The sequence below is a fragment of the Enterobacter sp. PL1 genome, from assembly GCF_945957325.1.
Classification (GTDB): Bacteria; Pseudomonadota; Gammaproteobacteria; order Enterobacterales; family Enterobacteriaceae; genus Enterobacter; species Enterobacter roggenkampii.
The window spans coordinates 57,783-79,126 of sequence record NZ_CAMFKT010000013.1 but is presented as its reverse complement, the minus strand read 5'-3'; the positions used below and the strand labels follow the sequence as shown (position 1 = coordinate 79,126).

Below are 21,344 nucleotides of genomic sequence, written 5' to 3'. Positions count from 1 at the left end.
CACCCTAACCCTCTCCCCAGACCGTACACTGGGAGAGGACCGGGGTGAGGGGATCAGACCGCACCCAACCTAAACCGCACAATCCAGCACGTAACAATCCCCCCACATTCACAATCATTGGCTATTATGGTTTCCGGAAAAATAATCACTTCACTAACGATTCCTGAAACTAATGACAAAAACCACTCAAGGGCTTAGCCCCGCACTCATCCTTTTAATGTCCGTGGCAACGGGTCTGGCCGTCGCCAGCAACTATTACGCGCAGCCTCTTCTCGACACCATCGCCCGCGCGTTCAATCTCTCCGCCAGCTCCGCAGGCTTTATCGTTACCGCCGCCCAGCTCGGCTATGCCGCCGGGCTGCTGTTCCTGGTGCCGCTCGGCGATATGTTTGAACGCCGGATGTTGATCGTCTCCATGACGCTTCTGGCCGCCGGCGGGATGCTGATCACCGCCAGCAGCCAGTCGCTGACGATGATGATTATCGGTACCGCGCTGACGGGGCTGTTCTCCGTGGTGGCGCAAATCCTGGTGCCGCTCGCCGCGACCCTCGCCTCACCGGAAAAACGTGGCAAGGTGGTGGGCACCATCATGAGCGGCCTGCTGCTGGGGATTTTGCTGGCACGTACCGTCGCCGGGCTGCTGGCAAGCCTCGGCGGCTGGCGCACCGTATACTGGGTGGCGAGCGTATTGATGGTCATCATGGCGCTGGCGCTGTGGCGCGGGCTGCCAAAAGTGAAGCAGGAAAATCACCTGAATTACCCGCAGCTGCTGGCCTCCGTTTTCAGCCTGTTTACCCAGGATAAACTTCTGCGCACCCGCGCCCTGCTGGGCTGCTTCACCTTCGCCAACTTCAGCATTCTGTGGACGTCGATGGCGTTTCTGCTGGCCGCGCCGCCGTTTAATTATTCCGAAGGGGTGATTGGCCTGTTCGGCCTGGCCGGTGCCGCAGGCGCACTGGGCGCGCGCCCCGCAGGCGGGCTGGCCGACAAGGGCAAATCCCATCTGACCACCTCCGCGGGGCTGGTGTTACTTCTGCTCTCCTGGGCGGCAATCTGGTATGGGCACGTCTCGGTGCTGGCGCTGATCGTCGGTATCCTGGTACTCGATCTCACCGTGCAGGGCGTTCACATTACCAATCAGACCGTCATCTATCGCGTGAAGCCGGAGGCGCGTAACCGCCTGACGGCCGGGTACATGACCAGCTACTTTATTGGCGGCGCGGCGGGCTCGCTCATTTCCGCCTCGGCGTGGCAGCATGCTGGCTGGTCAGGGGTATGTGCAATTGGCGCCATCGTCGCCACGATTAACCTGCTTGTATGGTGGCGCGGCTACCATCGCCAGGATGCAATTCACTAAGTTTTACATTGCTTTGGGCCTCTTAGGGTGTAAAGGGGCCCCTCACTCTGTTAATGTAAACGTAATCATTTATCCCAGAAATTTTAATGTGGGTGACATATTTACAATCGGCATGAATAGTTCAGACCCCCGTCCTCACATCCTCTCTTCAGCGGGTTCATCCCCTACGCTTTCTGTGCTCACCGGGTCACGGACTTACCCGGCGCTTTCTGATGGTGACATTAATTTGGCGGATATAACCGCACAAATAATTCATTTACATTATTTGTCACTATCGTTACTATATCGGCTGTAATTAATGAGGTTATGCCCAAATGGATAGTTCGTTTACGCCCATTGAACAAATGCTTAAATTCCGCGCCAGTCGCCATGAGGACTTCCCGTATCAGGAAATCCTGCTGACTCGCCTGTGCATGCACATGCAGGGTAAGCTACTGGAAAACCGCAATAAAATGCTGAAAGCTCAAGGGATTAACGAGACATTGTTTATGGCGTTGATCACGCTGGAGTCTCAGGAAAACCACAGCATTCAGCCTTCTGAGCTGAGCTGCGCGCTGGGCTCCTCCCGCACCAACGCCACCCGAATTGCCGATGAGCTGGAAAAGCGCGGCTGGATTGAGCGCCGTGAAAGCGATAACGATCGCCGCTGCCTGCATTTGCAACTGACCGATAAAGGTCACGAATTCCTGCGCGAGGTGCTGCCACCTCAGCACAATTGCCTGCACAAACTCTGGTCCGCTCTCAGCACCGCCGAGCGCGACCAGCTTGAGCACATCACTCGCAAGCTGCTCACCCGTCTGGACCAGATGGATGAAGAAGGCGCCGTTCTTGAGGCGCTGCGCTAACGCGACGACACGCTCAACAATCCAGATTTATAAGAAAACCGACAGGCCAGCACGTCACACTGCTGGCCTTTCTGACAACAGGTCGGCTCAGCCGATGTGAAAATAAGAAGATCGTGGAGAACAACAATGAGCGCAAATGCGGAGAGCACTACCCCGCAGCAACCGGCCAACAAGAAAGGCAAACGTAAGAGCGCCCTTCTTCTGTTGACCTTGCTCTTTATCATTATTGCCGTGGCATATGGGATCTATTGGTTTTTAGTACTGCGTCATGCTGAAGAGACTGACGACGCGTACGTGGCAGGGAACCAGGTACAAATTATGGCGCAGGTGTCGGGCAGCGTGACGAAAGTCTGGGCTGACAATACCGACTTTGTGCAAAAAGGCGATGTGCTGGTGACGCTCGATCCAACCGACGCCCAGCAGGCGTTTGAAAAAGCGCAGACCGCGCTGGCCTCCAGCGTTCGTCAGACCCGCCAGCTGATGATCAACAGCAAGCAGCTGCAGGCCAACATCGACGTGCAGAAGACCGCACTCGCGCAGGCGCAGAGCGATCTGAACCGCCGCGTGCCGCTCGGCACCGCCAATCTGATTGGCCGTGAAGAGCTGCAGCACGCCCGCGACGCCGTCGCCAGCGCTCAGGCACAGCTGGACGTAGCCATTCAGCAGTACAACGCCAACCAGGCGATGGTGCTGGGCACCAGCCTGGAAAACCAGCCTGCCGTTCAGCAGGCGGCGACCGAAGTCCGCAACGCGTGGCTTGCCCTGCAGCGTACTAAAATCGTCAGCCCAATGACCGGCTATGTCTCCCGTCGTTCCGTCCAGCCAGGGGCGCAGATCAGCCCAACCACGCCGCTGATGGCGGTTGTGCCGGCGGACAACCTGTGGGTCGATGCCAACTTTAAAGAGACGCAGCTTGCGCATATGCGTATCGGCCAGACCGCAACGGTTGTCAGCGACATCTATGGCGATGACGTGAAGTACACCGGCAAAGTGGTGGGTCTGGATATGGGGACCGGCAGTGCCTTCTCCCTGCTGCCTGCGCAGAACGCCACCGGTAACTGGATCAAAGTCGTACAGCGTCTGCCCGTGCGTATCGAACTGGATGCCAAACAGCTGGCGGATCACCCGCTGCGTATCGGCCTCTCCACGCTGGTGACGGTTGACACCGCCAACCGCGACGGTCAGATCCTGGCAAGCCAGGTGCGTAGCAGCCCGGTTTATGAAAGTAACGCCCGTGAAATTAGCCTCGATCCGGTCAACAAGCTGATCGATGACATCGTGAAGGCAAACGCCGGTTAATCCGAAGGTGAGCGTTATGCAACAGCAAAAGCCGCAAAAACCGCTGGAAGGCGCGCAGCTGGTCATTATGACCATCGCGCTGTCGCTGGCGACATTCATGCAGGTGCTGGACTCCACCATCGCAAACGTGGCAATCCCGACCATCGCCGGTAACCTTGGCTCGTCGCTGAGCCAGGGGACCTGGGTCATTACCTCGTTTGGGGTGGCAAACGCCATCTCCATTCCGATCACCGGCTGGCTGGCAAAGCGCGTCGGTGAGGTGAAGCTGTTCCTCTGGTCCACGGTGGCGTTTGTTCTGGCCTCGTGGGCGTGCGGCATGTCCAGCAGCCTGACGATGCTGATTTTCTTCCGCGTCATTCAGGGGATTGTCGCGGGGCCGCTGATCCCGCTCTCCCAGAGTTTGCTGCTGAGCAACTACCCTCCCGCAAAACGTTCCGTCGCGCTGGCGCTCTGGTCGATGACCGTTATCGTCGCGCCTATCTGCGGACCGATTCTGGGCGGGTACATCAGCGATAACTACCACTGGGGCTGGATCTTCTTCATCAACGTACCGATTGGCGCCGTCGTGGTATTGATGACGCTGCAGTCGCTGCGGGGACGAGAGACGCGCACCGAACAGCGCCGTATCGACAGCATCGGGCTGGCGCTGCTGATCCTGGGTATCGGCAGTCTGCAGATCATGCTCGACCGCGGTAAAGAGCTCGACTGGTTCAACTCGCAGGAGATCATCATCCTGACCATTGTCGCGGTGGTGTCGATAAGCTTCCTGATCGTCTGGGAGCTGACGGACGACAACCCGATCGTCGATCTCTCGCTCTTTAAGTCGCGAAACTTCACCATCGGCTGCCTGTGTATCAGCCTCGCCTATATGCTCTACTTCGGCGCGATTGTTCTGCTGCCGCAGCTGTTGCAGGAGGTGTATGGCTATACCGCCACCTGGGCGGGTCTGGCGTCGGCACCTGTCGGGGTGATCCCGGTCCTGCTGTCGCCGATTATTGGCCGCTTCGCCCATAAGCTCGACATGCGTCGGCTGGTGACGTTCAGCTTCATCATGTACGCGGTGTGCTTCTACTGGCGTGCGTATACCTTTGAGCCGGGAATGGACTTTGGCGCCTCGGCGTGGCCGCAGTTCATTCAGGGCTTTGCGGTGGCGTGCTTCTTTATGCCGCTGACCACCATCACGCTCTCTGGCCTGCCGCCCGAGCGTCTGGCGGCCGCGTCGAGCCTGTCGAACTTCACCCGTACGCTGGCGGGCTCTATCGGGACGTCGATCACCACCACCCTGTGGACAAACCGCGAATCAATGCACCACGCGCAGCTGACCGAAGCGGTGAACCCGTTCAACCCTAACGCACAGCAGATGTACAGCCAGCTGCAGGGAATGGGGATGACGGAGCAGCAGGCGTCCGGCTGGATTGCCCAGCAGATCACCAACCAGGGGCTGATTATCTCGGCCAACGAGATTTTCTGGATATCGGCAGGGATCTTTATCGTCCTGCTGGGGCTGGTGTGGTTTGCCAGACCGCCGTTTGGTGCCGGTGGCGGCGGTGGCGGCGCGCACTAGTCTTGTGCGCAGGTTGCTCGTTCTGTGCGACGGTTGCCCGGTGGCGCTACGCTTACCGGGCCTACGAACGTAGGCCGGATAAGGCGGAGCCGCCATCCGGCAAAAAACCGCACCGTGTCCAGAACGCGACAGCCATTGTCAGTGCCGATAAAGCAGCGCGCCTGAAATCGATTCACGATAGTGAAAAGACAACAGGAGCGCATCATGCTGAACACACCCGCCGACAAGTACCAACCCTTTCCCACCCTTTCCCTGCCCGACCGTCGCTGGCCGGAACAACGCATCACCCGCGCGCCGCGCTGGCTCTCGACCGACCTGCGCGACGGAAACCAGGCTCTGGCCGAACCGATGGACAGCACGCGCAAGCTGCAGTTCTGGGACCTGCTGTTAAGCTGCGGGTTTAAAGAGATTGAAGTTGCCTTTCCTTCCGCCTCGCAGACGGATTTCAATTTCGTTCGCCAGCTGATTGAAGAGAAGCGCATCCCGGATGACGTGACGATTCAGGTGCTCACTCAGGCACGGGAAGATCTCATCCATCGCACTTTTGAATCCCTGCGCGGCGCGAAGCAGGCGACCGTGCATCTGTATAACGCCACCGCTCCGCTGTTCCGCCGCCTGGTATTCGGCATGGAGAAAGCGCAGATCGTCGAGCTGGCCACCCGCGCCACGCAGCTTATTCGTCAGCTGTGTGAAGAAAATCCCGACACCCGCTGGCAGTACGAATACTCTCCGGAAACCTTCTGCTTTACCGAGCCGGAATTTGCGCTGGAGATTTGTGAAGCCGTGGCGGAGATCTGGCAGCCTTGCGACGAACGCCCGATGGTGATCAACTTACCCGCCACCGTCGAAGTGAGCACGCCGAACGTCTATGCCGACCAGATCGAGTACTTCTGTCGCCACTTCAGCCGCCGCCGCGATGTCTGCATCAGCGTGCATCCGCATAACGACCGCGGTACCGGCGTCGCCTGCGCGGAGCTGGCCGTAATGGCGGGGGCTGACCGCGTGGAGGGCTGTCTGTTCGGTAACGGCGAGCGCACGGGCAACGTCTGCCTGGTGACGCTGGCGATGAACCTCTACAGCCAGGGTATCAGCCCGACTCTGGATTTTAGCGATATGAACCGGGTGGTGGAAGTGGTGGAAACCTGCAATCAGCTGCCGGTGCACCCGCGCCATCCGTGGGCGGGACGGCTGGCCTATACCGCCTTTTCCGGCTCGCACCAGGACGCCATCAAGAAAGGCTTTGATGCCCGCAGGCCTGGCGATCGCTGGGAGATGCCTTACCTGCCCGTCGATCCCCAGGATATCGGCTGCACCTACGAAGCGGTGATCCGCGTGAACAGCCAGTCAGGGAAAAGCGGCAGCGCGTGGCTGATCGAACACAATCATGGTCTGAAACTGCCCCGCGCCCTGCAGCAGGATTTCAGCCAGCACGTGCAGCAGGAAACCGACCGTCACGGAAAAGAGATGACGCAAAATGCGCTGTGGCAGCTGTTTCGCACCCGCTACGGTCTGGTGGCCACGCCGCATTATGCGCTGCAATCCTACCGCAGCGACAGCCAGCAGGACGGCCAGCTGCGTTTGACGGCCAGCGTCGCCACACATGGGGGTACGCGCCAGCTGGAAGGTCACGGCAACGGTCTGCTCTCCGCCGCCGCTCACGGCCTGAGCCGCTGGGTCAACGCGCCGTTCGTGATTAAGGACTATCACGAGCATACGTTAGGCGAGCGCAGCGACAGCCGCTCGGTGGCGTACATTCGCTGCCTGTTCCAGGACGGCAGCAGCCGCTGGGGCGTGGGCATTGATAGCGACGTGGCGCGCGCGTCGCTTCAGGCGCTCTTTAACGCCGTCAGTCGTTCTTAAAGTAATCGCTGGGGGAGACGCCCATCACCCGACGGAACATGGCCGTAAAGGCGCTGTGGCTCCCGTACCCCAGATCCAGCGCCACGCGCAATACCGGCTGGCCCTGCGCCAGCCGCACTAAGGCTTCCAGCAGACGCGCCCTTCTCAACCACTCGCCGTAGCTTAAACCCGTCTGCTGTTGAAAATGACGGTTCAGCGTGCGCTCGCTCATGTTCATCATGCTCGCAGCCTGCGCGCTGCTCCAGCTTTCCCCCGGGTTTTGTCGGATTTGCAGGCACAGGCGACGTAGCGCCTCGCTTTCCGGCTCCGGCAGGTGAAACGGCAGCACCGGCATAGTGCGGATTTCATCGAGAATCAGTTCATAGACGCGTTCATCCCGGCTTCCGGGTGAGTACGATTCAGGCAACGCAAGGGATACGAGGATCAGCTCGCGCAGCAGCGGCGCGATCTGCACGATCTGGCAGGTGGCGGGAAGATCGGCCCGCGCCAGCGGATCGATAAACAGCGTTCGCGCCGCAACGTTGCCGGTAATGCGCAGGGAATGCTGCGTGCCCGCAGGCAGCCAGACGCCGCGACCGGGAGGCACAACCCAACAGCCCGATGCGGTATCCACTCGTACCACGCCGCTCAGGGTGTGCAGCAGCTGCGCGCAGTCGTGCTTGTGCCAGGGTTCGCTGTCACCATGAACGTAATCATGGGCAAACGGAACGAGAGGACGGTGGATAAAGGAGAAGGTTAAGGTTGTGGTCAAAGGAGGCACCAGCACAATGTAGGCCCGGTAAGCGAAGCGCCACCGGGCATCCACAGGCACAATACTAGATGTGCAGTTCCTGCAGTTTTTCTTTCGGCAGGGCCAGCTCTTCGTTGCTGTTCACGCGAACGTCGCGTTCGATGATGTGGCGCGCGATCTCCTGCGCTTCTTCCAGAGAGTGCATCTGGTAGGTGCCGCACTGGTAAACGTTCAGCTCAGGGATCTGGTTCTGCTCTTTCACCTTCAGTACGTCTTCCATGGCCGCTTTCCAGGCATCTGCCACACGTTTCTCTTCAGGCTGACCAATCAGGCTCATGTAGAAACCGGTACGGCAGCCCATCGGAGAGATATCGATGATCTCAACGCCGTTGCCGTTCAGGTGGTCACGCATGAAACCAGCGAACAGGTGTTCCAGCGTATGAATGCCTTTCTCCGGCATCACTTCTTTGTTTGGCACGCAGAAACGCAGATCGAAGACGGTGATCGTGTCGCCGTGCGGGGTGTGCATGGTCTTCGCCACGCGGACTGCAGGTGCTTCCATACGGGTATGGTCGACAGTAAAGCTATCTAATAACGGCATACGTCACCTCCGATAGTGATTTTTTTTAAAATAAACTGAACTCTTCTACAGAATGCGCGTCTGAGTATATGAAAGACGCGCATTTGTTATCATCATCCCTGAATTCAGAGATGTATATTTTGGCCACAGCGATGTGGCCTTTTTCTTTTCTGCTTAAGCCTGCTTCGCCAGAAACGCCTCAAACGACTCGGTATCCGCCGCTTCAACCTCTTTCTGACGCACAACGGACGCTTCGCGTTCCGCGACAAAATCTGATTCGCTCAGGATTTCTAACGGCTCCTGGATCAGCATTTCACGGTACTCCGCCGAGAGTGAGCGCCCCGTACCACCAATGCCCTGATCAATCATAGAACGCAGAATGCGCGCTGAGAACGTCAGTTCCGGGTTATCAAAGCACGCCACCAGCTGGTCGCAAATCTGTTGATACGCGTCGCCGCCGTCGATGCTGTCCATCGTCCGGGCAACACGCTTCAGGTCACGGAACAGATCTTTGCCGACTTTCGTCAGCGGGAACTGTGCCGTTTCGCAGCCGATACCCAGCGTCAGGCCAGGTTTACGCCCTTCCAGAATCACGCGGTTCCAGTTTGTACGGGTGCAGAGCAGTTCGTCTGAACTCATTTCCGGCGCATCCGCCAGCACGCACCAGACCATAAACAGATCCAGGAAGCGAATCTGCTGTTCATCAACGCCAATCGGTGAGAACGGGTTGATATCCAGCGAGCGCACTTCAATGTATTCGATCCCGCCGCGCTGCAGCGCATCCGACGGGGTTTCGCCGCTGCGCGTCACGCGCTTAGGACGAATTGGCGCATACAGCTCGTTTTCAATCTGCAGGACATTGCTGTTGATCTGCAGACGCTTACCGTCTTTTTCGAGGCCGATTTTTTCGTACTCTTCCGACGGGGTTTTGATCGCCCGCTTCAATCCTGCCACATATTCGTGCAATTCGTTAAACGTAATACCGAGATTGCTTTGCGATTTATTGGTATAGCCGAGATCGCTCAGACGCAGAGAAGTGGCGTACGGGAGATAGTACATTCCGCAGTCGGTCTTCTCGAACGGCAGCGTGGTCGGTTTCCCCTGCAGGAACGAAGAACAGATCGCCGGGGAGGCACCAAACAGATACGGGATCACCCAGCCGAAACGGTAGTAGTTGCGGATCAGGCGGAAGTAGCCTGCTGAGATGGCGTCTTTATCCGTTTCACCGCATTTCGCCTGCCAGAACGCCATTGGCAGCGAGAAGTTGTAGTGCACGCCAGAGATGGTCTGCATCAACGCGCCGTAGCGATTTTTAAGACCTTCGCGATAGAGCGTTTTCAGCCGACCAATGTTTGACGTGCCGTACTGCGCCAGCTCAATCTCCTGGCCCTGCTCGATATAGCACGGCATGCTGAGCGGCCACATACGCTCATCGCCAAGATTGCGCGCGGTGTAGCGATGGATATCGCGCATAATCGTCAGCATATGATCAATATCACCCTCTACTGGGGTGATGAACTCCAGCAGCGCTTCAGCGAAATCGGTTGTGATCCATTTATGTGTCAGCGCCGAGCCTAACGCCTTCGGGTGACCCGTCGTCGCTAAACTGCCGTCCGCGTTAACGCGCAGCGTTTCACGCTCAAGACCACGCTGAATACCCTTCAATGCCTGAGGGTGGTTTTCCAGCCAGGCCAGCGCCTGAGATACGTCCGGGATCAAATTGACCTCCCGCCTGTCAAAGTAATGTTACTCAGCATAATTGTAATGGTTGACGATTGAAGGTCGCGTATTCATTCCACCAATTAGTGCCACCACGTCATACCCTGTAGTGTTGCCCACGCCACGAGAACATAGCGCAACGCCTTGCCAAGGCACAAAAAAAAGAGCACCGGTCCCCAGGAGATGCGCATCCATCCCGCCAGCAGACACAGTAAATCGCCTATTACAGGCATCCAGCTTAATAACAGCGTGGCAGCGCCATAGCGTTTTAGCCAGCCGACTGCCTTTTCCTGCCAGCGCGATTTTTCACGCAGCGGAAAGAAACGCCCAAGAATAACGTTAGTCAGCCCTCCAAGGCTATTACCCATTGTTGCTATTAATACAAGTAGCCAGGGCTGACTCACGCCGGACAACAGCATCGCCACCAGCACCACTTCCGAATTGCCCGGTAACAGCGTGGCGCTGAGAAAACTGCTGGCGAATAATGAGGCAAGTGACAGCGCGTCACTCACAGTAAGCGTACATCCACCGCATCCATTCCGGCATCACGCGCGGCCTGGATCCCAAAATCGGCATCTTCAAACACGACGCACTTTGCCGCCGGGACGCCCATTAATTCTGCGCAAAGCAGGAAGGTGTCCGGTGCGGGCTTGTGACGTTTAACATGATCGGCGGCGACCACGGCAGAAAAATAGTGGCGCAGGCCAAGATGATTGAGCAAGGCTTCTGCAATCGCGCTTTCGCTGCCCGTCCCCACCGACATCGGGCGACGCCCGTGCCACTCTTTTACCACATCAATCAGCGGCAGAGGACGTACGGTATCTAAAAGCATGGCTTTTACCGCATCGGTTTTTTCGCGCGCGAGCAGGTGCGGGTCGAGATCGGCCTGATTCAGTTCAATCACGGCCTGCGCAATACGCCAGGTGGGGGAGCCGTTGAGGGCGATCATCGCCTGAAGGTCGAAACGCATGCCGTAGCGGCCCAGGACGTCGGTCCAGGCTTGACGATGCGTGGGTTCGGTATCCAGAAGGGTACCATCCATATCGAAGATCAAACCGTCATACTGTGCGTACATCGTGCTCTCGCTAACCGATTAACAAAGCATTACTTTATCGTAAATGGTGGTTTTTGTCGCTGATTGCGAAATGATAACAACGAGAGTGATTAAGAACTAAACATCGAAGGGAAAGGCAGATGAGATGGTGCATCCGGGAGGATTCGAACCTCCGACCGCTCGGTTCGTAGCCGAGTACTCTATCCAGCTGAGCTACGGATGCATCGGGATTTACTACTGTACTGCTCGATATTCATATCACTTCTAAAGCAATATGAAGTAATAGATGGTGCATCCGGGAGGATTCGAACCTCCGACCGCTCGGTTCGTAGCCGAGTACTCTATCCAGCTGAGCTACGGATGCAAAATGGCGGTGAGGCGGGGATTCGAACCCCGGATGCAGCTTTTGACCGCATACTCCCTTAGCAGGGGAGCGCCTTCAGCCTCTCGGCCACCTCACCACACAACGCCTCTTTCGAGTGCTTCGAGTAACTCGTTAAGAGCTTCTCGTCGCTGCGTGGCGCATATATTACTTTCTGGGACTTATAAGTCAAACAATTTTCCAAAAGCTTTTATCGTTTGCACAAATCACACGCAATTCGCATGTAAAAGCCGCAAAGAGGGTGTTTTATAAGCGGATTTTGCAGGCATCTTCACAGAAAACTGATGCGGAAAGAACAGTGTTGGGACGAGATAAGGGTAGCGGAGTGGTCAAAAAGAGAGCGATTGAAATTAAACGGTAACTTTGAGCAGGAAAAATAGCGGGAGGGTTGCGTCTCGCCCGACAGCGAGACGCGACAATATCAGTAACTGGACTGCTGGGATTTTTCAGCCTGGATACGCTGGTAGATCTCTTCACGGTGGACAGATACTTCTTTAGGAGCGTTAACACCAATACGTACCTGGTTACCCTTTACCCCTAAAACTGTCACGGTGACCTCATCCCCAATCATGAGGGTCTCACCAACTCGACGAGTCAGAATCAGCATTCTTTGCTCCTTGAAAGATTAAAAGAGTCGGGTCTCTTGTATCCCGGCATTATCCATCATATAACGCCAAAAAGTAAGCGATGACAAACACGTAAAGTGTAAGCAGTCACGGCATCACATTCTGTTAAACGTAAGTTTAGCCGATATACACAAACTCAACCTGACTTTATCGTTATCGATAGCACAGTGAACAAGACGCCATAACGTTACCGCTATGGCGTCTGCTTGTGCTTTGTAGTTATTACAGTTTCGCGCTTACCCAGCTTTCAACGCTGGCTAATGCCGCAGGAAGTGCCGCCGCATCCGTACCACCGGCTTGCGCCATGTCCGGACGACCGCCACCCTTGCCGCCCACCTGCTGAGCGACCATACCAATCAGTTCCCCTGCTTTTACGCGGTCAGTCACATCCTTAGAGACGCCCGCAATCAGAGAAACCTTACCATCTGCCACTGTCGCCAGCACGATAACGGTAGAACCGAGCTGGTTCTTGAGATCGTCGACCATAGTACGCAGCATCTTAGGCTCAACGCCCGCCAGATCGCTGACCAGCAGTTTGACGCCCTTAATGTCTACAGCCTTGCTGGAGAGGTTTGCACTCTCCTGCGCCGCAGCCTGCTCTTTCAGCTGCTGCAGCTCTTTTTCCAGCTGACGCGTGCGTTCCAGCGCAACGCGCACTTTCTCGCCCAGGTTTTGGCTATCGCCTTTCAGCAGCTGCGCGATGTCGTGCAGCTGATCGCTCTGCGCATGCAGGCTGGCAATCGCACCTTCACCGGTCACCGCTTCAATACGACGCACGCCTGCCGCCGTACCCGACTCGGAAACGATGCGGAACAGGCCGATGTCACCGGTGCGCGAGGCGTGTGTACCGCCGCACAGTTCGGTAGAGAAGTCGCCCATGCTCAGCACGCGAACACGTTCGTCGTATTTCTCGCCAAACAGCGCCATCGCACCTTTTTTCTTCGCGTCTTCGAGATCCATGATGTGGGTCTCGATTGGCAGGTTACGACGGATCTGCGCGTTCACCAGATCTTCCACCGCGCGGATTTCAGACGGCTTCATCGCTTCAAAATGCGAGAAGTCGAAGCGCAGCACTTTATCGTTAACCAGAGAACCTTTCTGTGCAACGTGGGTACCGAGCACGTCGCGCAGGGCAGCGTGCATCAGGTGGGTTGCCGAGTGGTTCAGACGAATGCGCGCGCGGCGAGCTTCATCAACGTTAGCCTGGACGCCCTCGCCCACTTTCAGAGAACCGGAAACCAGTTTGCCCTGGTGACCAATCGCCTGACCGTATTTCTGGGTGTCGCTGACGCTAAAGCTGAAACCATTGCCCTTCAGTTCGCCTTTATCGCCAACCTGGCCGCCGGATTCGGCGTAGAACGGCGTTTTGTCCAGAATGACTACGGCTTCCTGACCTGCGCTGATGCTGTCCACGGCTTTGCCGTCAACAAACAGGGCGGTCACTTTGCCGGTCAGTTCCAGCGCCTCATAACCTTTGAATTCAGACGCGCTATCAACGCGGATCATCGCGTTATAGTCTGCACCGAAACCGCTGGACTCGCGCGCACGACGGCGCTGCTCTTCCATCGCGGCTTCGAAGCCCGCTTCGTCAACTTTAATGTTACGCTCGCGGCAAACGTCCGCTGTCAGGTCAACCGGGAAGCCGTAGGTGTCGTACAGGCGGAAAGCGGTTTCGCCGTCCAGGGTGTCGCCCTTAAGCTTCGCCAGCTCTTCGTCCAGCAGCGCCAGACCGCGCTCCAGCGTGCGAGCAAACTGCTCTTCTTCGGTTTTCAGAACCTGCTCAACCTGCGCCTGCTGGCGTTTCAGCTCGTCACCCGCTGACCCCATCACGCCAATCAGTGGCCCAACGAGTTTATAGAAGAAGGTGTCCTTCGCGCCCAGCATGTTGCCGTGACGAATAGCACGACGAATGATACGACGCAGCACGTAGCCACGGTTTTCATTCGACGGGATAACGCCGTCGGCAATCAGGAACGCGCAGGAACGAATGTGGTCTGCGATAACGCGCAGCGATTTATTATTCAGGTCGGTCGCGCCGGTCACTTCCGCAACGGCTTTGATCAGGGTGCTGAACAAGTCAATCTCATAGTTGGAGTTAACGTGCTGCAGTACCGCGGCAATACGCTCCAGACCCATACCGGTATCAACGGACGGCTTCGGCAGCGGCTCCATGGTACCGTCGGCCTGACGGTTGAACTGCATGAAGACGATGTTCCAGATCTCAATGTAGCGATCGCCGTCTTCTTCCGGGCTGCCTGGAGGGCCACCCCAGATGTGGTCGCCGTGATCGTAGAAGATCTCGGTGCACGGACCGCAAGGACCGGTATCACCCATCTGCCAGAAGTTGTCAGACGCGTATGGCGCGCCTTTGTTATCACCGATGCGAATAATACGCTCGCGCGGGATACCGACCTCTTTTTCCCAGATTTCGTAGGCTTCGTCATCGGTTTCATAGACGGTAACCCACAGACGCTCTTTCGGCAGGTTGAACCAGTTTTCACCGGTCAGCAGTTCCCACGCATACTGGATGGCATCGTGTTTGAAGTAGTCGCCGAAGCTGAAGTTACCCAGCATTTCGAAGAAGGTGTGGTGACGCGCGGTGTAACCGACGTTTTCCAGGTCGTTGTGTTTACCGCCCGCACGCACGCAACGCTGTGAGGTTGTGGCGCGGGAATAATTACGCTTGTCGAGACCAAGGAACACATCCTTGAACTGGTTCATCCCGGCGTTGGTAAACAGCAGAGTCGGATCGTTGTTCGGTACCAGGGAGCTGCTGGCAACAACCTGGTGTCCCTTACTATGGAAAAAATCGAGAAACGCCTGACGGATCTCAGCGGTGCTCTTGCTCATAATTATCCTGAAATCAAGCTAACGAAATGTCATAGCCAGCCTGTATCGGTAAACCGTTGGACAGACCAGCTACTGGAAAAAGTGGGAATAAGATAAGTTTTCTTTAGTGGGAAGTAAAATCCCGCATGCGTTCAATCGGCAAAATTACGCCAGATATCCTGAATATCTTCCATCAGAAAGCCGCGGTAGAGCAAAAAGCGCTGGATTTTGACTTTTTCTGAAAATTCACGCGGCAGCGGTTCGCCGTACTTGCGAATCGCCTGCTCTTTTGCCAGTTCACACCAGTCAATCTCGCACTCGCGCATCGCTTTTTCGATGGACTCCCGGGCCACCCCTTTCTGGTTCAGCTCCTGCCGGATGCGCGCAGGGCCGTAGCCCTTGCGGCCGCGGCTGGCGAGAAAGCGGGAAGCAAAGCGATCGTCGTCCAGGTAATGATGCTCATAGCACCAGGCCACCACGCGGTCGTAGTCTTCCGCCGTGGCATCAATCTCTTCCGGCCCGTTTTTACTCATCACCGGAGCCGACAGCTTCCGCCGCAGCTCCTGCTCACTGTGGTCACGCACGGCCAGGATGCGCACCGCACGATCCAGCAAGCGCGCGTAGGCGGGTCGGCGTGATGTCGGTTCACTCATAAAAAACCTGTAGAATCAGAAATGCAAAAAGGGCCGCATCAGCAGCCCTTCATCTTTACACGAGAGACTTAAAAGTCTTCGTTGGTTTCTTCAGCATCCGCAGCATCGACTACGAAATCAGGTTTGGAGTCCTGGTTGTTTAGCAGAAGCTCGCGCACCTTCTTCTCAATCTCTTTCGCCGCAGCCGGGTTCTCTTTCAGCCAGGAGATAGCATTCGCTTTACCCTGACCAATCTTGTCACCGTTGTAGCTGTACCAGGCGCCCGCTTTTTCAATCAGCTTCTCTTTCACGCCCAGGTCAACCAGTTCACCGTAGAAGTTGATCCCTTCACCGTAGAGGATCTGGAACTCAGCCTGTTTGAACGGTGCAGCGATTTTGTTCTTCACCACCTTCACGCGGGTTTCGCTACCGACGACGTTTTCACCCTCTTTCACCGCACCGATACGGCGGATATCCAGACGGACAGACGCGTAGAATTTCAGGGCGTTACCACCGGTTGTGGTTTCCGGGTTACCGAACATCACACCAATTTTCATACGGATCTGGTTGATGAAGATCAGCAGCGTGTTGGACTGCTTCAGGTTACCGGCCAGCTTACGCATCGCCTGGCTCATCATACGTGCCGCGAGGCCCATGTGAGAGTCGCCGATTTCACCTTCGATTTCCGCTTTTGGCGTCAGTGCGGCAACGGAGTCAACAACGATAACGTCAACCGCACCGGAGCGCGCCAGCGCGTCACAAATTTCCAGCGCCTGCTCACCGGTGTCCGGCTGAGAACACAGCAGGTTGTCGATGTCCACGCCCAGCTTACGCGCATAAACAGGATCCAGCGCGTGCTCGGCATCGATGAACGCACAGGTTTTACCTTCGCGCTGTGCCGCAGCAATCACCTGCAGCGTCAGGGTAGTTTTACCGGAGGATTCTGGCCCGTAGATCTCTACGATACGGCCCATTGGCAGGCCGCCCGCGCCCAGCGCGATATCCAGAGAAAGCGAACCGGTGGAGATCGTTTCCACATCCATGGTACGGTCTTCACCCAGGCGCATGATGGAGCCTTTACCGAATTGCTTTTCGATCTGGCCCAGTGCTGCCGCCAACGCTTTCTGTTTGTTTTCGTCGATAGCCATTATTACTCCTGTCATGCCGGGAGAAGCGACTGTGCTTCACCGTGGATTTCTGTTCTGTTGGTGCAATTATACTGTATGGTCATACAGTATCAAGTGTTTTGTAGAAATTGTTGCCAGAGCGTTTTTAACGCATATTCCGTTGCCTGACGGCGCACGCTTTCGCGATCGCCGCTGAAGCACTCCCGACGGGTGATCCCTTCCCCTTTAGACGTGGCAAACCCAAACCAGACGGTGCCAACAGGCTTCACGTCGCTGCCGCCGTCCGGCCCCGCGATGCCGCTAATGGAAATCGCGTAATCTGCCCGCGCCGCCTTGAGCGCGCCAATGGCCATTTCAATGACCACCGGTTCGCTGACCGCGCCATGCTGTTCCAGCGTAGCTTCACGCACGCCAATCATTTGTGCCTTAGCTTCGTTACTGTAGGTCACAAAACCGCGTTCAAACCAGGCGGAACTGCCGGCAATATCGGTAATCACTTTCGCCACCCAGCCGCCGGTGCAGGATTCCGCGGTGGTCATTGTCGCCCCACGCTGCTTAAGCGCCAGGCCAACGATCTCGCTAAGCTGCATCAATTCATGGTCAGTCATTCTCGCTCCAGGCATCAGAAAAACGTGCTGCACAAGATAGCACTTTCTCGTCAGATGTGGGGATGCGCTTCAGGTTTTACGAGGGGGCTTCAGAAAAAAGCCGGTGCAAACGCACCGGCCGTGGAAGAGGTTATTTCATGCTGTCGGCGAGGGTATTCACATTGTGGCGGAACGCCTTGACGTAGGTGTCTGCCACGCCGCCTTTTGCTGACAAGGCCTCCGGGTAAAGTTCTCCCCCTGGCTGCGCGCCCGTCGCCGAGGCAATCTGCTTCACCAGACGCGGATCGAGCTGGTTTTCCATAAACCAGGTTTTTACGCCGTCGGCTTTGATCTGATTGATGATCTCAGCAACCTGCGCCGCGCTGGCCTCGCTCTCTGAAGAGAGTCCTTGAGGTGCCATGAAGGTTACGCCATAAGCGCGGCTGAAATAGCCGAAGGCGTCATGGCTGGTCAGCACCTTGCGCTTCGCCTGCGGGATCTGGCTAAAGCGCGTTTTGGCCCAGCTATCCAGCTGATTGAGCTGCGTGATATAGGGTTTACCGGAGGCTTCCAGCGCGGCTTTGTCCTGCGGATCGGCTTTCACCAGCCCGTTAAGAATATTTTGTGCATATAACGCCCCGTTCGCCGCGCTGTTCCACGCGTGCGGATCGGTCACGGTCTTTCCATCTTCCTCAAGCGTGTGCGTTTTCACGCCTGTTGAGGCGATGACCAGTTGCCCTTTGAACCCGGAGGCTTTCACCAGGCGGTCAAGCCAGCCCTCCAGCCCCAGACCGTTCACCACCACCACATCGGCCTTGCTCAGCGCCGCGCTGTCCTTCGGCGACGGTTCGAAGGTATGCGGATCGCCGTCCGGCCCCACCAGCGTCGTCACCTTCACATGATCGCCGCCCACCTCCTGGGTGATGTCCCCCAGTATCGAAAAGCTGGTGACCACATTCAGCGTTTTCGCCATCACGCCATGCGACATCATCCCCAGCGCGAGCGCCACTGCCACTACTAGTCCTGTACGTTTCATCGTTTCCCCTTGCGTTAAAAATACGCCCGCAGACTGCCAGCGAGCCTGCTTCGCGTACCCAATAAAATGGAAATAAAGAACAGCGCGCTGGCGGTGAGCACAATGGATGGCCCGGCCGGGAGACTCATCGCCCAGGAGAGGCTCAACCCCAGCCATGCGCAGACAATACCGCTGATGCCCGCCATCAGGAGTAACGCCGGTAGCGTGCGTACCCAGCAGCGTGCCGCCACGGCCGGCAGCATCATCAGACCGACGGCCATCAGCGTGCCGAGCACCTGAAAACCGGCCACCAGGTTAAGAACCAGCAGCGCCAGAAACAGTCCGTGCAGCAGGCCGGGCAGCCAGCGGGCGTTCACCTGTAGCCAAGCGGTGTCAAACGCTTCGGTAACCAGGCCGCGATAAAACATCGCCAGCACGATAAGAGTGAACATGCACACGCCCGTGACAAACAGCGCGGCGTCGTTGTCCACGGCGAGGATGGAGCCAAACAGTAAATGCAGCAGATCGACATTCGACCCACGAAGCGATACCAGCGTGACCCCCAGCGCCAGTGAGCCAAGATAAAACCCGGCAAAGCTGGCATCTTCCTTAAGCGGCGTGCGTCGGCTGACCAGACCGGCCAGCAGCGCCACGGTAATGCCTGCGACAAAACCGCCGATACTCATTGCCAGCAGCGACAGGCCGCTGAGCAGGTATCCCACGGCGACGCCCGGCAAAATAGCGTGAGAAAGGGCATCGCCCATCAGGCTCATCCGGCGCAGCTGGAGGAATACGCCGAGCGCGGTGGTGCTGATAGAAAGCGCCAGGCAAACCACCAGCGCGCGGCGCATAAAGCCGTACTCGATGAACGGCTGGAAGAATGTGTGCCAGATCATGCCACCCTCACCCGCTCGGTTTTCCACTGAGGCACATCAGCATCCAGCCGCAACGTCTGCGGGAAGTGGCGCGACACGCGCTCGCTGTCGTGCAGTACCGCGAGCAGCGTTTGCCCCTGCATATACATCTCCAGCATCACATCCATCAGCACGTTACAGGTGGCTTCATCGATGCCGGTAAAGGGCTCGTCCAGCATCACCAGCGGCGCCTGCTGTACCAGGACGCGGGCAAACAACATGCGCTGGAACTGGCCGCCGGAGAGCTCATCAATGGTGGATGATGCCATGGATTCCAGCCCGACCCGCTCAAGCGCGCTGGCAATACGCAACCGCGTTTCGCGACGAAACCCGGAAAGCAGCGAAATGCCCGGCCAGCAGCCCATGCTGACGACATCGCGCACGGTCAGCGGAAACTGCGCCTCCAGCGCGTGACGCTGTGCCAGCCAGCCAATCACCGGCCGCTTCCCCTGCCAGCGAAAACCGCCGCTTACGGGTGGGATAAAACCGGCGAGCGTTTTCAGCAGCGTGGATTTGCCGCAGCCGTTGGCCCCAACAATGGCGGTCATGCTGCCGCGTTCAATGACGCCCGAAAGCGCGCGCGTGACGGGCTGGTGGTCGTAACCCGCAACCAGTTCATTCATCACGATCATGGCAATGCCACCGCCCAGCGCACGGCCAGGCCGAGAAAGACGATAAGCACCAGCGCCAGCAAAAGCCGAACCGGCGCAGAAAGAGAGAAAAGGGACGTTGACATCTCGGCACCAATTTAAATGTTATAACATAACAATAATGAAAGGTGATTAGGATGTAAATGGCAGGTTTGAAAAGGGAGTGTGGAGAAATGTTTCTGCAAAACGCCCTCTCCCGTGGGAGAGGGCATCAGGCCGCACCGTGCGCGCAGCCATGCCGGGTGGCGGCGTTGCCTTACCCGGCCTACCCGTCGGGGTAACTTACTGACTAAACGGTGACGCCGCCGGCACGCGGGCCTGCGATACCGCCAGCCCCAGCTGCCACACGGCCATCGCATAGTGGGTGCTGTGGTTATAGCGGGTGATGGTGTAGAAGTTCGGCAGCCCGTACCAGTACTGATAGCCCGTTCCGACATCGAGACGCAGCAGACTCGCCTGCTGTGCATTGCCCAGCGGCTGCGTTGGCGTTAGGCCTGCCGCGGACAGCTGCGAAATGCTGTAGTTGGTTTTGAAGCCGTTTTCCAGCCCCGGCGCCTGACCGTTCGCCTGCACCGCCACCTGGCCACCCGGCACCCAGCCGTGCGCCTTGAAGTAGTTCGCCACGCTGCCGATGGCATCCACCGGATCCCACAGGTTGATATGACCATCTCCGTTAAAGTCGACGGCATACTGTTTATAGGAGGACGGCATAAACTGGCCGTAGCCCATCGCGCCGGCAAACGACCCTTTCAGATCGAGCGGATCGTCCTGTTCGTTGCGCGCCATCAGCAGGAAGGTTTCCAGCTCGGAAGAGAAATACTCCGCGCGGCGCGGGTAGTTAAAGGAGAGCGTCGCCAGAGCATCCAGAATGCGGGTTTTGCCCATCACGCGGCCCCAGCGGGTTTCCACGCCGATAATCCCGACGATAATTTCAGGCGGCACGCCGTACACCTGCCACGCGCGGTTAAGCGCATCTTCATACTGATTCCAGAACGCCACGCCGTTTTGCACGTTGTCCGGGGTAATGAACTGTTTGCGATAGCGCAGCCACGCCCCGTTTGGCCCGCTCGGCACCTGGGCCGTCGGCGCCTGTCTGTCCATCAGGCGCAGCACGTAGTCCAGACGCTTGGCCTGAGACAAAATTTCGTGCAGCTGCTGTCTGTCAAAGCCGTGCTTGCTCACCATTTTATCGATGAACTGCTCGGCCGCCGGGTTATTCGCGAAGTCGCCGCCCATCTGCATCATATTGTGCTGCGGCTCCAGCAGGAATCCTCCGGAAGGCGCGCCCGCCGTTTGCTGAACGGCTTCGGTCTTAGGTTTGCTACTACAGGCAGACAGCAGAATAAGCGCAGGCAACAGCGCTGCATAACGACGCTTGAACATGAGACATCCATTTAACGGGTTCGATAAGAACCCAGTATGGTAAAGCATCCGCAACACCTCAAGGAAGCGGTACGCACCTCCCCAACGCAAATCCGTGCTTTTTTCCCCCGAAAATCATTCACCACGTCAATTATCTTTCAAAATAATCCATTTTTCTTTCATTGTGAGATCTAACTAACACTTTAAAACCT

19 protein-coding genes and 3 tRNA genes are annotated in these 21,344 nt (G+C 57.2%); 5 read left to right on the top strand and 17 right to left on the bottom strand.

Annotated elements, in window-relative coordinates; genetic code table 11:
• The first annotated feature begins 172 nt into the window (after nucleotides 1-172).
• The 5 genes from N6P30_RS13650 to leuA all read left to right on the top strand — a co-directional run bounded on the left by N6P30_RS13650 (nucleotide 173) and on the right by leuA (nucleotide 6,925).
• Nucleotides 173-1,357 carry an MFS transporter gene (locus N6P30_RS13650; RefSeq protein ID WP_023294403.1) on the top strand — a complete coding sequence of 395 codons (1,185 nt, stop codon included), beginning with the start codon at nucleotides 173-175 and terminating at the stop codon, nucleotides 1,355-1,357.
• Between the two features lie 314 nt (nucleotides 1,358-1,671).
• Complete coding sequence (gene mprA, locus N6P30_RS13645; RefSeq protein WP_008502578.1) at nucleotides 1,672-2,202, top strand: transcriptional repressor MprA; 531 nt, start codon at nucleotides 1,672-1,674, stop codon at nucleotides 2,200-2,202.
• Nucleotides 2,203-2,328: 126 nt separating this feature from the next.
• The gene (emrA, locus tag N6P30_RS13640; protein WP_021241959.1) at nucleotides 2,329-3,501 is read left to right on the top strand and encodes a multidrug efflux MFS transporter periplasmic adaptor subunit EmrA; all 1,173 of its coding nucleotides are present in this window, start codon (nucleotides 2,329-2,331) and stop codon (nucleotides 3,499-3,501) included.
• Between the two features lie 16 nt (nucleotides 3,502-3,517).
• Nucleotides 3,518-5,065, top strand: a complete 1,548-nt coding sequence (emrB, locus tag N6P30_RS13635) for a multidrug efflux MFS transporter permease subunit EmrB (protein ID WP_008502580.1) — start codon at nucleotides 3,518-3,520, stop codon at nucleotides 5,063-5,065.
• 204 nt (nucleotides 5,066-5,269) lie between these two features.
• Complete coding sequence (leuA, locus tag N6P30_RS13630; protein WP_023294404.1) at nucleotides 5,270-6,925, top strand: 2-isopropylmalate synthase; 1,656 nt, start codon at nucleotides 5,270-5,272, stop codon at nucleotides 6,923-6,925.
• Here leuA and N6P30_RS13625 read toward each other — a convergent pair.
• The 17 genes from N6P30_RS13625 to mltB form a co-directional block, all read right to left on the bottom strand.
• Nucleotides 6,912-7,676: an AraC family transcriptional regulator gene (locus N6P30_RS13625; RefSeq protein ID WP_032664531.1), complete on the bottom strand. Its 765-nt coding sequence runs from the start codon at nucleotides 7,674-7,676 to the stop codon at nucleotides 6,912-6,914. The two genes, leuA and N6P30_RS13625, sit on opposite strands and share 14 nt — an antisense overlap.
• A gap of 64 nt (nucleotides 7,677-7,740) precedes the next feature.
• Complete coding sequence (gene luxS, locus N6P30_RS13620) at nucleotides 7,741-8,256, bottom strand: S-ribosylhomocysteine lyase (RefSeq protein ID WP_008499539.1); 516 nt, start codon at nucleotides 8,254-8,256, stop codon at nucleotides 7,741-7,743.
• A 153-nt stretch (nucleotides 8,257-8,409) separates the two neighbouring features.
• Entirely contained in the window at nucleotides 8,410-9,954 is a 1,545-nt protein-coding gene (gene gshA / locus N6P30_RS13615) for a glutamate--cysteine ligase (RefSeq protein WP_008499540.1), read from the bottom strand.
• A gap of 83 nt (nucleotides 9,955-10,037) precedes the next feature.
• Nucleotides 10,038-10,466: a YqaA family protein gene (locus N6P30_RS13610; protein WP_008499541.1), complete on the bottom strand. Its 429-nt coding sequence runs from the start codon at nucleotides 10,464-10,466 to the stop codon at nucleotides 10,038-10,040.
• A complete protein-coding gene (gene yqaB / locus N6P30_RS13605; RefSeq protein WP_008499542.1) occupies nucleotides 10,463-11,029 on the bottom strand; it encodes a fructose-1-phosphate/6-phosphogluconate phosphatase in 567 nt (188 codons plus the stop codon). The genes N6P30_RS13610 and yqaB overlap by 4 nt, the downstream gene beginning before the upstream one ends.
• Nucleotides 11,030-11,154: 125 nt before the next feature.
• Nucleotides 11,155-11,231, bottom strand: a tRNA-Arg gene (locus N6P30_RS13600).
• A gap of 64 nt (nucleotides 11,232-11,295) precedes the next feature.
• Nucleotides 11,296-11,372, bottom strand: a tRNA-Arg gene (locus N6P30_RS13595).
• 4 nt (nucleotides 11,373-11,376) lie between these two features.
• Nucleotides 11,377-11,469: transfer RNA gene (locus N6P30_RS13590), tRNA-Ser, on the bottom strand.
• A 342-nt stretch (nucleotides 11,470-11,811) separates the two neighbouring features.
• The gene (csrA, locus tag N6P30_RS13585) at nucleotides 11,812-11,997 is read right to left on the bottom strand and encodes a carbon storage regulator CsrA (protein WP_000906486.1); all 186 of its coding nucleotides are present in this window, start codon (nucleotides 11,995-11,997) and stop codon (nucleotides 11,812-11,814) included.
• Between the two features lie 241 nt (nucleotides 11,998-12,238).
• The gene (gene alaS, locus N6P30_RS13580) at nucleotides 12,239-14,866 is read right to left on the bottom strand and encodes an alanine--tRNA ligase (RefSeq protein WP_023294406.1); all 2,628 of its coding nucleotides are present in this window, start codon (nucleotides 14,864-14,866) and stop codon (nucleotides 12,239-12,241) included.
• Nucleotides 14,867-14,997: 131 nt separating this feature from the next.
• Nucleotides 14,998-15,498, bottom strand: a complete 501-nt coding sequence (gene recX, locus N6P30_RS13575; RefSeq protein WP_023294407.1) for a recombination regulator RecX — start codon at nucleotides 15,496-15,498, stop codon at nucleotides 14,998-15,000.
• A gap of 68 nt (nucleotides 15,499-15,566) precedes the next feature.
• A complete protein-coding gene (recA, locus tag N6P30_RS13570) occupies nucleotides 15,567-16,625 on the bottom strand; it encodes a recombinase RecA (RefSeq protein ID WP_008499546.1) in 1,059 nt (352 codons plus the stop codon).
• An 89-nt stretch (nucleotides 16,626-16,714) separates the two neighbouring features.
• Nucleotides 16,715-17,212: a nicotinamide-nucleotide amidase gene (gene pncC, locus N6P30_RS13565; protein WP_008499547.1), complete on the bottom strand. Its 498-nt coding sequence runs from the start codon at nucleotides 17,210-17,212 to the stop codon at nucleotides 16,715-16,717.
• Nucleotides 17,213-17,342: 130 nt separating this feature from the next.
• A complete protein-coding gene (locus N6P30_RS13560; RefSeq protein ID WP_032664228.1) occupies nucleotides 17,343-18,227 on the bottom strand; it encodes a metal ABC transporter substrate-binding protein in 885 nt (294 codons plus the stop codon).
• Between the two features lie 14 nt (nucleotides 18,228-18,241).
• The gene (locus N6P30_RS13555; RefSeq protein ID WP_021241951.1) at nucleotides 18,242-19,102 is read right to left on the bottom strand and encodes a metal ABC transporter permease; all 861 of its coding nucleotides are present in this window, start codon (nucleotides 19,100-19,102) and stop codon (nucleotides 18,242-18,244) included.
• Nucleotides 19,099-19,752 (bottom strand): metal ABC transporter ATP-binding protein, encoded by a 654-nt coding sequence (locus tag N6P30_RS13550; protein ID WP_023294409.1) that lies wholly within the window; start codon nucleotides 19,750-19,752, stop codon nucleotides 19,099-19,101. Before N6P30_RS13550 ends, N6P30_RS13555 begins: the two co-directional genes overlap by 4 nt.
• Before the next feature lie 300 nt (nucleotides 19,753-20,052).
• Nucleotides 20,053-21,153 (bottom strand): lytic murein transglycosylase B, encoded by a 1,101-nt coding sequence (mltB, locus tag N6P30_RS13545; protein WP_008499552.1) that lies wholly within the window; start codon nucleotides 21,151-21,153, stop codon nucleotides 20,053-20,055.
• Nucleotides 21,154-21,344 lie beyond the last annotated feature (191 nt).